At 66.4% G+C, this 13,218-nt stretch carries 8 protein-coding genes; 6 read left to right on the plus strand and 2 right to left on the minus strand.

All coding sequences use genetic code 11. The annotated features are described in order from the left end of the window. Entirely contained in the window at positions 1–237 is a 237-nt protein-coding gene (locus tag QK287_RS03375; protein ID WP_282359243.1) for an acyl-CoA carboxylase subunit epsilon, read from the minus strand. After that, positions 234–1,817 (minus strand): acyl-CoA carboxylase subunit beta, encoded by a 1,584-nt coding sequence (locus QK287_RS03380; protein WP_226773629.1) that lies wholly within the window; start codon positions 1,815–1,817, stop codon positions 234–236. The genes QK287_RS03375 and QK287_RS03380 overlap by 4 nt, the downstream gene beginning before the upstream one ends. A 292-nt stretch (positions 1,818–2,109) precedes the next feature. On the opposite strand from QK287_RS03380, the gene QK287_RS03385 reads away from it, so the two are divergent. From QK287_RS03385 to QK287_RS03410, 6 genes are all read left to right on the plus strand, one after another. After that, positions 2,110–3,000: an NAD(P)-dependent oxidoreductase gene (locus QK287_RS03385; RefSeq protein WP_226773628.1), complete on the plus strand. Its 891-nt coding sequence runs from the start codon at positions 2,110–2,112 to the stop codon at positions 2,998–3,000. Between the two features lie 73 nt (positions 3,001–3,073). Continuing rightward, positions 3,074–4,003 carry a biotin--[acetyl-CoA-carboxylase] ligase gene (locus tag QK287_RS03390; protein WP_226773627.1) on the plus strand — a complete coding sequence of 310 codons (930 nt, stop codon included), beginning with the start codon at positions 3,074–3,076 and terminating at the stop codon, positions 4,001–4,003. Beyond that, the gene (locus QK287_RS03395; RefSeq protein ID WP_226773626.1) at positions 3,996–4,601 is read left to right on the plus strand and encodes a PH domain-containing protein; all 606 of its coding nucleotides are present in this window, start codon (positions 3,996–3,998) and stop codon (positions 4,599–4,601) included. The genes QK287_RS03390 and QK287_RS03395 overlap by 8 nt, the downstream gene beginning before the upstream one ends. Continuing rightward, entirely contained in the window at positions 4,591–5,715 is a 1,125-nt protein-coding gene (locus tag QK287_RS03400; protein ID WP_282359244.1) for an adenylate/guanylate cyclase domain-containing protein, read from the plus strand. Before QK287_RS03395 ends, QK287_RS03400 begins: the two co-directional genes overlap by 11 nt. Positions 5,716–6,391: 676 nt before the next feature. Then, on the plus strand, positions 6,392–12,109 hold the full coding sequence (locus tag QK287_RS03405; protein WP_282359245.1) for an Ig-like domain-containing protein: 5,718 nt from the start codon (positions 6,392–6,394) through the stop codon (positions 12,107–12,109). 91 nt (positions 12,110–12,200) lie between these two features. Continuing rightward, complete coding sequence (locus tag QK287_RS03410) at positions 12,201–13,175, plus strand: MoxR family ATPase (protein WP_226773093.1); 975 nt, start codon at positions 12,201–12,203, stop codon at positions 13,173–13,175. The last annotated feature ends 43 nt before the right edge of the window (positions 13,176–13,218 follow it).

A 13,218-nucleotide genomic window follows, 5' to 3' on the forward strand; every position in this document is an offset into this window, starting at 1 on the left:
TCAGCCCCGGCTGCGCTTCCACGAGCCAGGCCCGGGCCCGGGTGCCAGCTGCAGCTGCTGCCGGCGGATCCAGTGCCGGGCGCTTGGCTTGTCCGTGCCGGCCGGCTCGCTGCTGCCCAGGGAAAGCACCACTGCTGTCAGGGCCGCGAGTTCCTCGGGTGTCGGCTCGCCCTTGACCACGGCGAGCAGTGGGTGCTCCGCCGGCTGCGCATCCCCGGGCTCGACTGCCGACGTCACAGCGGGATGTTCCCGTGCTTCTTCGCAGGCAGGCTGGCGCGCTTGTCCCGCAGGGCACGGAGGCCCTTGATGATCTGCACCCTGGTCTCGGACGGGGCGATCACTGCGTCCACATAGCCGAGTTGGGCTGCCTGGTAGGGGTTGAGCAGCTCCTCTTCGTACTGCCGGATGACCTCGGCACGCTTGGCTTCGACGTCGCCGCCGGCTTCCGCGACTGCGGCGAGTTCGCGGCGGTACAGGATGTTGACGGCGCCCTGGGCGCCCATCACACCGATCTGCGCGGTCGGCCACGCCAGGTTGAGGTCGGCGCCGAGCTTTTTGGAGCCCATCACGATGTACGCTCCGCCGTAGGCCTTGCGGGTGATGACCGTCAGCTTCGGCACTGTCGCTTCGGCGTAGGCGTAGAGCAGCTTGGCGCCGCGGCGGATGATGCCCTGGAATTCCTGGTCCTTGCCGGGCAGGAAGCCTGGCACGTCCACGAGCGTGATGATCGGAATGTTGAACGCGTCGCAATGCCGGACAAAGCGGGCAGCCTTCTCCGAGGCCGCGATGTCCAGCGTGCCCGCGAACTGCATGGGCTGGTTGGCCACAATGCCCACGGTGTGGCCTTCGACCCGGCCGTAGCCGATGATGACGTTCGGTGCGTACAGCGACTGCATCTCCAGGAAGTGTGCGTCGTCCACGATCTGCTCAATGACCTTGCGAATGTCGTACGGCTGATTGGCCGAGTCCGGGATCAGCGCGTCCAGGGCGAAGTCTTCGTCGTCGAGTTCCAGCTCTTGGGAATGCTCCAGCACCGGGGCCTCGGCGAGGTTGTTGGAGGGCAGGAAGTCCAGGAGTTCGCGGACGAACTCGACCGCGTCGGCCTCATCGGAGGCCAGATAGGTGGACGTTCCCGTGTTGGTGTTGTGCTGGCGGGCGCCGCCCAGGGTTTCCATGTCCACGTCTTCGCCAGTGACCGTCTTGATCACGTCCGGGCCGGTGATGAACATGTGGGAGGTCTTGTCCACCATCACCACGAAGTCGGTCAGGGCGGGGGAGTAGGCCGCGCCGCCGGCGGAGGGGCCCATGATGAGGGAAATCTGGGGGACAACGCCGGAGGCATGGACGTTGTTTCGGAAGATGTCCGCGAACATCGCCAGCGAGGCAACGCCCTCCTGGATCCGTGCTCCGCCGCCGTCGAGGATGCCAACAACAGGGCAGCCGTTGCGCAGCGCGAATTCCTGGACCTTAACGATCTTCTCGCCGTTGACCTGGCTCAGGGAGCCGCCGTAGACGGAGAAGTCCTGGCTGTACACGGCTACGGGCCGGCCGTCCACCGTGCCGTAGCCGGAAACCAGGCCATCGCCGAGCGGCTTCTTCTTCTCCATGCCGAAGGCCGTGGAGCGGTGCACGGCCAGGGCATCAAACTCGACGAAGGAGCCGGCGTCGAGCAGCAGGTCGATCCGCTCGCGGCCGGTGTTTTTGCCGCGGGCGTGCTGCTTCTCGATCGCTTCCGGGCCGGAGGGCTGAACAGCTCGGGCCTGGCGGTCGCGGAAATCGGCAATCTTTCCCGCGGTCGTGGTCAGATCGTGGCTCATCAAGTGTCTCCGGCTCTGTAGCTGATGTTCTGCTGAATCGTGGTGGTATTCATGGTGCGCGGTGCGGTGGCCCCGTCCGTGTGGCGCTTTAGCTGGTCTCCACAAAAACCGGTCCTTGTTGGCAAGTCTAGTGACGCTATTGGCCCAGGCTGCTGTAGAAAACCTACAATAATCGCCCCGACTCTCACCGGCACCACCACCCCGGCCGGCCCGGAAATTGTCCGGACCGGAGCATCGCCGGGCGCCGCATCAGTGTTACTGGTCGGTAACATGAGTCGGCTAGAGTGTCCTTATGACTTCGAGCACTGATGCTTCGGGCGCCGCTGCAGGGCCCTACCAGGCCGCCGGTTCCCTCCAGGGCCGCACCATCCTCATCTCCGGGGGAAGCCGCGGCATCGGGCTGGCCATCGCTACCCGCGCCGCGCGCGACGGCGCCAACATCGTGCTGATGGCCAAGACCGGCCAGCCGCACGCCAAGCTGGAGGGAACTGTCTACTCCGCCGCCGAACAGATCGAGGCGGCAGGCGGGCAGGCGCTGCCGCTGGTCGGTGACGTGCGCAACGACGCGGATGTTGCCGGCGCCGTCGCAGCCGCCGTCGAACGCTTCGGCGGGATCGACATAGTCATCAACAACGCCTCCGCCATCGATCTTTCCAAGACCGACAAAGTCGACATGAAGCGCTACGACCTGATGCACGACATTAACGTCCGCGGCACCTTCCTGCTCTCCAAGCTCGCCCTGCCGGCGTTGCGCGAATCCGACGCCGGCCAGATCCTGACGCTCTCCCCGCCGCTGAACCTGGACCCCAAGTGGGCCGGCCTGCACCTGGCCTACACAATGGCGAAGTACGGCATGAGCCTGACCACCCTGGGCCTCGCCGAGGAGCTGAAGATCGACGGAATCAACGTGAACTCGCTCTGGCCCTGCACCCTGATCAACACCGCCGCAATCCGCAATATGCCGGGAGGCGAAAAGATCGTCCAGGGTGCCCGCGGCCCCGAAATCATGGCGGACGCCGCCCATGCGGTGCTGACCAGCAGCAATGCGATTCCGGAATCCGGCAGCTGGAGCGGGAACTTCTACACCGACGAGCAGGTCCTGGCCGCCGCCGGCGTCACCGACTTCACCGGCTACAGCCTTGGCGCACCGGAAGACCGGCTCATTCCTGACATCTTCCTCTGAGTTCACTGTGGTTTCGGTGCCGCCGGCGGAGCGGGAAGCGCCACCCCGGCGCTGACTCGGTAGGATTCAAAGCATGGAAGCCGCGCAGGAAGCCCCGGACCGTCCGCCCTTTGACCTCAACGCCCTCAGCGATCAGGCGTTCCTCGCCGCGGCCGGGATACCGCAGCTGACGGTGGTCGACTCGACCGGTTCCACCAACGCGGACCTGCTCCGCGGTGTCACCGAAGACCCCCGCTCGTACCCGGATCTCACAGTGCTCACCGCCGAATACCAGAGCGCCGCCCGCGGCCGCCTTGACCGGCGCTGGGAGGCCCCTGCCGGAAGCTCAATCTCCGTCTCGGTGGTGCTGCGCCCGGTCAATGCCGGGGGAAGGCCGTTGCCTACCCAGAGTTACTCCTGGCTTTCGCTGCTGGCGGCCCTTGCCCTGCGTGAGGCACTGCTGGAAACGGCCGGAATTCCCGCGGAACTCAAATGGCCCAACGACGTTCTGGTCCGTGGCCGGAAGATTGCCGGCATCCTGGCCCAGCTGGGCCCCAGGGACGGCGGCGCCGTGCCGCCCGTGGTGCTGGGGACGGGGCTGAACGTTACCCTCACCCAGGCCGAACTCCCGGTGCCTACCGCCACGTCCGTCCTGCTGGAGCACCCGACCACAGTGGATCGGACCGAACTGCTGAAGAGCTACCTGTCCCGGTTCGCCACCCTTTACCGCAGTTTCTGCAACGCCGACGGCGATCCCGCCGCGGGGCTGGCAGGGGGTCCCGCACTGCACAAGCGGGTCGAGCATGTGCTGACGACGCTGGGTAAGCAGGTCCGCGCGCAGCTCCCGGGGGACCATGAAATCATCGGCCACGCCACCCGCCTGGATGACTACGGCTCCCTGCTGGTGGTGGACGCCGGCGGGCACGAGCACGTGGTGACTGCCGGTGACGTTGTGCACCTGCGGCCCTGGTCGCCGCCAGGCGAGGGAACCAACCCCGGAAGTGCCCCAAGCGGTTATGCGTAAAGAGCTGCTCCCGGGCGAGCAGGTCATTGTGATCACCCGGCCGCAGCCGCGGACCCTGCTGTGGCCGGCGTTGGCGTTTATCCTTGTTCCTGCCCTCGCGGCCTTTGCCAGCGCCTGGATAGTCAAGGGCGGACCGGCCAAGCTCGCCCCGGTCCTCGCAAATGAGGCGGCAAACGCGACGCCCTGGCTGATCGGGAGCTGTGTGGTTCTCGCCGCCTCGGTGCTGCTGGGCTATTGCCTGCCCCGGACCATAACCTGGCAGACCACAAAGTACATCCTGACCAGCCAACGCCTGATTGCCCGGTACGGCATGCTCAGGCGGCGGGATCAGCAGGTTTTCCTGGCCGCAGTCCGTAATGTGGTGATCCACCAGTCGTTGCTCCAACGCGTATTGCGCTCCGGGAATATATCCTTGGAAGCCGGGCACCCCGCGGGCATGGTGGTTCCCGACGTCCCGGAAGTCGCGACGTTCCGAAATTTCATCCTCGACGCCATTAATGAACTCCCGCGGGAGGTTCCAGGCGCCGTGGATCTGATGCACAACCCCGATCCGGTCTGGCCGGGGGAGACGAGAGAAGGTGGAAGAAATGAGCGCTGAGAACGTTCCCCCGGAGCAGCCCCGGGCTGAACCAGCAGAACCGGACGCCGTCGCCCCTCCCACCGGGACCATGTCCGCCGAACGCATCGCGTTGAAAGCCCTGGAGCAGCGGCTGCTCGGCGGGGAACGCAAGCTCCGCCGCCGTGAAGTCGCCGCCGGCGCGGGCCTCTCGCTGCTTTCCGCCCGCAAACTCTGGCGTGCCCTGGGTTTTCCCAACATCGGCGACGAGGACGTCGCCTTTACCGAACGTGACCAGGCCGCGCTGAATACCATCGTGGATTTGGTCCGCGCCGGCAAACTCACCGAGGAAGCCGCGATTTCCGTCACCCGCGCCATCGGCCAGATGACGGACCGGATGGTTGTCTGGCAGGTCGAGGCGCTGGTGGAGGACATGGTTGACCAGCAGGGCGTCTCAGACCCTGTCGCCCGCAAAAACATGGTCAGCCAACTGCCTTCGCTCGTGGACGCGCTCGAGGAGATGCTGGTTTACTCCTGGCGCCGCCAGCTCAACGCCGGCGTCCAGCGCCTGGCTGTCCGCGCCGAGGCCGGGCTGGCTTCCAGTGAGGAAGGCCGCGAAGGTGACGAGGATGACGCCCCGCTTCCGCTGGCCAGGGCGGTCGGCTTCGCGGACCTGGTCTCGTACACGAGCCTGTCGCGCCGGATGAACGAAAAGACCCTTGCCCAGCTGGTGCAGCGTTTCGAGAACAAGTGCGCCGAGATTATTTCGGTGGGCGGCGGCCGCCTCGTCAAGACGGTGGGCGATGAAGTCCTCTACATTGCCGAAACACCCGCAGCCGGCGCCGAGATCTCCCTCGCCCTGTGCCAGGCCTTCACCGACGATGAGATCCTGCCGCAGGCCCGGGTGGCGATGGTGTGGGGCCGGATCCTGTCCCGGCTCGGCGACATCTACGGACCCACGGTGAACCTGGCGGCCCGGCTCACCGCGCTGGCGGACCCGGGCACTGTGCTCGTTGACTCGATGACCGCGGCCGCGCTGGAACAGGACGACCGCTTCGTCCTTCAGCCGCGGCCGGCCGAAGACGTCCGCGGCTTCGGCGAAATCCACCCGGTCCAGTTGCAGCGCGGCAGTGGCCGCGGACTGGTCCTGGACTAAAGCAGCCGCCGGGCTGCGCCGATGCCGTCCCGTCCGGGCCAGACCCCGCCAGGTTTCTCTAATCGATAGCTAATATGCGATAGTCGAGGATATCCGGCACCACGGGCGACGGCCCTTGGCTCGTGGATGACGGGCAGTCCTCCCCATCGCATGCCGCCGGATCATTGGGTAGGCTGTGGCGGGAAGTGCGCGGCCCTGTCTCGGGTCTGCCGGGGAACCACAACGCAATCTTGAAGGAATCTGAGCTGTGACACGTCTGCTCGCCACGCTGGAATCCAAAATGCCGGGATCCAAGAAACCCGGATCAACGAAGCCGCGATCCGGCCATCCTGGGTCCAACGCACGGCGCAAGAAGCTTATTGCTGGTGCCGCTATTGTGTCTGCTGCGGCCGTCCTGGTTGCTGCTGCCATCATTTATCCGGGGTTTAAGACCGCTGAGGTTCAGTTGAACGATGGCGGGGTGTGGGTGGTGTCGAAGTCGAAGAATGCGGTGGGTCGGTTGAATTATCCGTCCCGGGTTTTGGATGGTGCGGTGACGCCGGCGAGTTCGACTTTTGATGTGTTGCAGGATGCCGGGACTGTGTTTGTTGATGATAGTGCGGGTTCGACGTTGAATCAGGTGTCGGCGGCGCAGATGCGGTTGGGTGGGGATAAGAAGTTGCCGGGTTCGGCGGCGGTGAGTTTTGGTTCGGCGGTTATTGCGGTGACGGATCCGGCGAAGGGTACGGTGTGGGCGCTCTCGCCCTCGACGGTGAATGGTTTTGATGCTGAGGAGTCCGAGCCGGTGCTGGCTGGTTCGGCCGGGACGGTCTCTGCGGTGGGTTCCGATGACCGGATTTACAGTGCGGATCCGAAGACCGGTCAGGTGACGGTGACCTCGGTGGATGCTGAGGGCAAGGTGGAGCGCTCGAGCGTCAGCGTCTGGGACGGGCTGAAGGGTGCTGGGGACCTGCAACTGAGCGTGGTGGGGGATGCGCCGGTGGTCCTGGATGCGGGGCGGGGAAAGTTGTTCCTGCCGGGCGGGCGTGAGTTGGCGTTGGAGCAGGCGCGGGATGCGAAGTTGCAGCTTTCGGGTCCGGCTGCGGACTCGGTCGCCGTTGCCACGCCGAAGGCGTTGCTGAAACAGCCGCTGGACGGGTCGACGGCGAAGACTGTCAGCTTTGGCGGGCAGGGTGTGCCGGCGGCGCCGGTGCAGCTTGCGGGGTGCATTCATGCGGCGTGGTCGGGGGCGAATAAGTATGTCCGTGAGTGTGTTAATGATGCTGATGACAAGAGCGTGGATGTGCCGAAGGCGAGTGCTTCGCCGTCGTATGTGTTCCGGGTGAACCGGGATTTGGTGGTCCTGAACGATGTGAATTCGGGCAATGTGTGGCTGGTGAACCAGAACATGCAGCTGGTCAATAACTGGGACGACGTTATCCCGCCCAAGAACCAGTCCGATGACCAGGACCAGGAGTCGGCGGACAACAACACCATCAATATCCTGCCGGACCGCACCAAACCCAACCGGCCGCCGGAAACCAAGCCGGACGCCGTCGGCGTCCGTCCGGGCCGCACCACAGTCCTGTCCGTACTCGATAACGATTCCGACCCCGACGGCGACGTCCTCACGGCCTCCGTGGGCGACAAAGGCCCCGCCTCCGGCGGCCTCGAGAACATCTACGGCGGCACAGCTTTCCAGGTCACAGTGCCGGCCGACGCGAAACCGGGCACCGAAACGTTCGGCTACAGCGCCGCAGACGGCCGCGGTCTCTCCGCCGCCGGCAGCATCACCCTCAGCGTCGTGGGCCCGGACGAGAACAGGCCGCCCTTGTTCAAACGCGGAGACCCCACCACCATGCTGGTGGAGCAGGGCAAAACCGTCAGCCAGAACATCCTCACCGACTGGACTGATCCCGACGGCGATGACCTGGTGCTGATGGACGCCAAGGCGGACAACGAACAGGACCAGGTCAAGGTCCGCCGCGACGGCCTGCTCACGTACCAGGACTCCGGCGCCGCGCCCGGTAAAAAATCCGTTACGGTGTCCATCTGGGACGGGCGCGCCACCACCACTGCCAAAGTCATCGTCAACGTCCAGCCCCCCGGCGCCCTGCAGCCGGTGGTCAACGCGGACCACGTCACCGCCGTCGTCGGCCAGGACCTTCTGATCGCGCCGCTGAAAAACGACGTCGACCCCAACGGCGGCGCCCTGCGCCTCGCCCAGGTGGAAGGCGCCGGAACCGCCCAGCTGGGACCCGTGACGGACGGTGGCACTTTCACCTTCCGCAGCGACACCCCCGGACCGGTTTACCTGACGTACATTGCCAGCAACGGCCCGCAGAGCAGCCAGGGCCTGATTCGTGTAGACGTTGAATCCGGCAAGGACTCCGGCAAGCCGGTGGCCGTCCACGACGTCGCGCTGCTGCCGGTCGGCGGCAGTGTGCTCCTGGACCCGCTGGCCAATGACTCGGACCCGTCCGGGGGAGTGCTGGTGCTGCAGTCCGTCCAGCTGCCGGAGAACACAACAGCCTCTGTCAGCGTGATCGATCACAGCATGCTGCGGATCACTGACGTTGTGGGCACCAAGGAACCCTTTACCTTCAGTTACACCATGTCCAACGGCACCAGGTCGGCCACGGGCAGCGTCGCCGTGGTCCCGGTCCCGGCCCCCGCCGTCGTCGAGGCCCCCCAGCCCAAACCGGACGAAGTGAACGTGCGGGTCAACGACGTTGTCACCATCCCGGTGCTGGCCAACGACACGCACCCGCAGGGCGAAAAGCTGAGCGTGGACCCGGTGCTCCCGCAGCCCGTCCCGTCGGCCGACGGCAAGAGTTTTATCTCCGAAAACACGCTGCGCTTCATCGCCGGCGCCGAGCCCAAGACGGTCCGCGCCATCTATAACGCCGTGGACCCGCAGGGCCAAAAGAGCGCCGCTGCCGTCACCATCCACATCCTGCCGCTCGACGGCGCCCAAAACACCCGGCCGCAGCCGAAAAACCTCACCGCCCGCGTCGTGGCGACCGGGTCCGTGCGGATCCCGGTGGAACTCGACGGGATCGACCCCGACGGCGACTCGGTCCAGCTGACCGGCATCGACAGCACCCCCGCCATGGGCACAGCCACAGCGGGCAGCAACTTCATTGACTTCACGGCAGCCGGGGACGGCGCCGGAACGGACAGTTTCCGCTACAAAGTCGTGGACCGGCAGGGAGCCATCAACACCGGCACCGTGACCGTCGGGATCGCCCCGCGCGGTGACACCAACCAAAAGCCGACCCCTGTCGATGACGAGGTCAAGGTCCGGCCCGGGCGGCAGATCGCGGTGGACGCCATGCGCAACGATACCGATCCCGACGGCGACCCCATCCGGATCGCCGGCGACGGCATCGAGGCCGCCCCGGAGCTGCAGGCGACAGTCAGCAAGCAGAGCTCCCGCATCATCCTGCTTGCACCAGGCGGGGAAGGCACCGTTAACGTGCGCTACTCGGTGGCGGACGACCGCGGCGCGACGGCCCAGGCGGCCATTTCCGTCAAGGTCGACAAGAACGTCCCGCTGCTGGCTCCGGTTGCCCGGGATGACCGGGTGACCTCTGCCCAGACGCTCGGGAAAACGGCCGTCGACGTCCCCGTCCTGAAGAACGACGAGGACCCTGACGGCGTGGGCGAGAACCTCAAGATCGCCTCTGAGGTGCCCACGGCGAAGCCCGGCACCGACGGCAACATGATCGTGGAGCTGACGGAGCAGCCGCAGCTGATCCCCTACACCGTCGAAGACGTGGACGGCCAGCAGTCCACCGCCATCATCTGGGTCCCGGGGCTGGGCCAGCAGGTACCCACCCTGGCCAAGGACGAGGTCATCGAGGTTATCGCCGGGCAGTCCGTGCCAGTGGACCTCAAGGAGTGGGTCAAGGTCCGCGAGGGCCGCACGCCGCGCCTGACCCAGACGGACCGGATCAAACTTATTGGCGCCGACGGCTCCGACCCCGTGGCCGGCAACGGCACTGCCCTGAAATACAGTGCGGGCAAGGACTATGCGGGTCCCGGTTCCCTCAGCTTCGAGGTCACCGACGGCTCCGGCCCGGACGACCCCGCCGGCCTGAAAGCAACCCTCAGCATCCGCACCAGGGTGCTGCCGGACCCCAACCGCAACAACCCGCCAGTGCTGCTGGGCAGCCAGGTGGACGTGCCCAAGGCTGACTCCGCCACGACCGACCTGGCCAAGTTGACCACCGATCCGGATGACGGCGACGTCGACACGATGAAATACGAGCTCGTCGGCAGCGTGCCGGCCGGCTTCGATGCCAGCATCGACGGCAAGACCCTAAGAGCCGCCGCCAAGGACGGCACCAATGCCGGGACCGCGGGCGCCGTCCAGGTCAAGGCCAAGGACCCCCGGGGACTCGAGGCGACGGCCACCTACCAGCTCACCGTGACCGCCTCCAACAGGCCCAAACCGGTCGCCAACGACGACGTCGAAACCAACGCCGCCGCCGGGAAGCCCGTCACCGTCAGGGTGCTCGACAACGATGCCAACCCGTTTCCGGAGACCGCGCTGAAGATTGTCTCGGCAGTGACCGAGACGGGCCAGGGCACCGCCGCCGCCACCGGCGACACCGTCACGGTGACCCCTGCCGACGGGTTCTCGGGAACCATGATCGTGGCCTACACGGTGGCGGATAAGACCGGCGAGTCCTCGCGCTACGCCACGGCCCGGATCCGGCTGACGGTCAAGGACAAGCCGCTGGCGCCGACCACGCCGCAGGCCGCGAGCGTGGGGGACAGCACTGCGTTGCTGAACTGGGCCGCGCCAGCGGACCGCGGCTCGGCCATCACCAAATACACGGTGTTTGGGGAGGGCGGCTACAGCCAGGACTGCCCGGCCAACTCCTGCACGCTGACCGGACTGACCAACAACACCAAATACCATTTCCAGGTCACGGCCACCAACGCCCTGGGCACCTCGGAGCGGTCCCCGGCATCGGCCGAGGTACGCCCCGACGTTAAGCCGGACACCCCGGCCGCGCCGGCCCTGAAGTTCGGCGACACCCAGCTCGCCGTGGCCTGGACGGCCCCCGCGTCCAAGGGCTCGCCGGTCAAGTCCTACGACCTGGAAATCTCGCCGGCGCCGGCAGGCCAGAACGCCCAGATCCAGAACCTCACCTCGGTGAGCTACCTCTGGAAGGGCCTCAAAAACGGTGTCGCCTACAAGGTCCGCGTCCTGGCCCGGAACGATGCGAAGGAGCCCTCCGAGTGGAGCGCCTATTCGGCCGCCGAGACTCCGGCAGGGGTCCCGGTGACCCCGGCGGCACCGAGCGCCAGCCAGGCCGGTTCCGTGGGGAACCAGAGCCAGCTTAAGATTTCCTGGGCGGCGCCGAACAACAACGGCGACGCGGTCTCGGCCTATACGCTGACTACCCTGAACGGCGGCGCGCCGGTATCGACCCAACAGGTCGCCGGCACCTCGCAAAACGTCACGGTGGCGAATTCGGAAGCGGATTACACCTTTACTGTTTCGGCAACCAACAAGGCCGGGACCTCCGGAGTGAGTCCGCAGTCAGCCCGGATCCGGGCCGCAGGCAAGCCCGGCACGGTCAGCAGCGGGACCGTAAAGGAGACCGGCACCAGCGGCCAGTTGGCCGTGACGTTCACGCCGCTCACGCAGGCCCAGCGCAACGGCTCCCAGGCCACGGAGATCACCTACCGCTGGTCCACCGCCAGTGGCTCCGGCCCGATCAACGCCGGCGGCGGCACCATCGGCGGCCAGCCGAACGGCCAGAACGTCACCGTCAACATCATCGCCGCCTCCACCAAAAACAATGTCGCCGGGGACGCGAACGCGATCGGTACGGGCAATCCATACGCCCCGCCGAACGCCCCCAACGTCAACGGCGGCAAGTCAGGTGCCGGGGATGGCCAGGTCCACTGGACGTGGAACAACCCCAGCACCAACGGCCGGCCCCTGGCCCGGTATGAAGTGAACCTCGACGGCGGCGGCTGGACATCCGTTGGCACGGCCAACAGGTTCGATGCTGCCGGGGGCGGCTGGGACAAGACCAGGACCCTGCAGGTGAGGGCCTTCACAGTGGCCTACGGCGGGGCGGGACAGGCATCGGCCACGTCCGGGAACGATCCCACACCGCCGCCGCCTGCCTCGCAGATCCAGGTCGATGCCTCAAGCGTCCGGACGTGCCCGGGCCAGCCGGGAAAGCCTGATTCCTTCGTCCCCGGTTCCCCCTCGAGCTGCGGTGTCGGTTGGGTGGATCGGGCCGAGGGCAAGCTCACCATCAACTGCACCAAGGACATTTACGGCAACGGCACACCCTGGTTCCGTGTGACCCAGGGCAGCCACCCAAATTGGTTCGTCAAGTCCACCACAGTGGATCTGTACGGACCCCGGCCCGGCGGCTGCTGATGCCTGCCACTGTCCCCAACGCCGCCCCCCGCGGGGCTCCCCGCCGCCGGCACCCCACGCAATTCCACCCAGAACAGAACAGGACCACCCCATGACCATGACCACCGAACAGGCCGAATGGTTTTCCGGCACCTTCGAAAAACTCGTCGCCAACGTCGGCCAGGCCGTCCTGGGCAAGGCCCACGTCATCCGGTTGACTTTTACCGCGATGCTGGCCGAGGGGCATGTCCTCTTCGAAGACGCCCCGGGGACCGGCAAAACCTCGCTTGCACGCGCCCTCGCGGCCACCGTGCAGGGCTCCAACAACCGCATCCAGTTCACCCCCGACCTGCTGCCCTCGGACGTCACAGGCGTGACCATCTATGACCAGAAGACGCAGAAGTTCGAGTTCCACAAGGGACCGATCTTCAACAACATCGTGCTGGCCGATGAAATCAACCGGGCCTCGCCCAAGACGCAGTCGGCGCTGCTTGAGGTGATGGAAGAATCCCGTGTCACGGTGGACGGCACCACCTACGAGGCGGGACGGCCGTTTATGGTGATGGCCACCCAGAACCCGATCGAACAAGCCGGCACCTACCGGCTGCCGGAGGCCCAGCTGGACCGCTTCCTGATCAAGACCTCCATCGGCTACCCGGACCACGCCTCCACGGTGCAGTTGCTCGGCGGCGCCAACCTGAAGGACCGGTCCAAGGGAATGACCGCAATCATCACCACCCAGGCGATCGCGGACATGGCGGACCTCGCCGCCACCACCCACGTGGACACCGCCGTGCTGGAGTACATCTCCCGGCTCTGCGAGGAAACCCGCAACGCCCCGGAAACCCGCCTCGGCGTTTCCGTCCGCGGTGCCCTCGCCATGGTCCGTGCCGCAAAAGTCTGGGCCGCCAGCCAGGGCCGGAACTTCGTGCTCCCGGACGACGTCAAGGACCTGGCCGCCGTCGTCTGGACCCACCGCCTGGTCATGGACCCGGAAGCCGAATTCTCCGGCGCCAGCCCCGAGGCCGTCCTGGCCCGGGTACTGGGCGAAGTTGCCGCACCGCAGCAACGCGCCGCCGCGCTGTAGCGGCACCGAGTAGCGCTCCCCGTCACCCCGAACGAACAAAGGC

The organism is Arthrobacter sp. AL05 (assembly GCF_029960715.1).
In the GTDB taxonomy this organism is placed as follows: domain Bacteria; phylum Actinomycetota; class Actinomycetes; order Actinomycetales; family Micrococcaceae; genus Arthrobacter.

What these genes read in the sequence shown, in the direction of transcription:
- QK287_RS03380 (WP_226773629.1), bottom strand. Translation starts at nt 1,817, where the DNA reads ATGAGCCACGATCTGACCACGACCGCGGGAAAGATTGCCGATTTCCGC.
- QK287_RS03385 (WP_226773628.1), top strand. Translation starts at nt 2,110, where the DNA reads ATGACTTCGAGCACTGATGCTTCGGGCGCCGCTGCAGGGCCCTACCAG.
- QK287_RS03390 (WP_226773627.1), top strand. Translation starts at nt 3,074, where the DNA reads ATGGAAGCCGCGCAGGAAGCCCCGGACCGTCCGCCCTTTGACCTCAAC.
- QK287_RS03395 (WP_226773626.1), top strand. Translation starts at nt 3,996, where the DNA reads ATGCGTAAAGAGCTGCTCCCGGGCGAGCAGGTCATTGTGATCACCCGG.
- QK287_RS03400 (WP_282359244.1), top strand. Translation starts at nt 4,591, where the DNA reads ATGAGCGCTGAGAACGTTCCCCCGGAGCAGCCCCGGGCTGAACCAGCA.
- QK287_RS03410 (WP_226773093.1), top strand. Translation starts at nt 12,201, where the DNA reads ATGACCATGACCACCGAACAGGCCGAATGGTTTTCCGGCACCTTCGAA.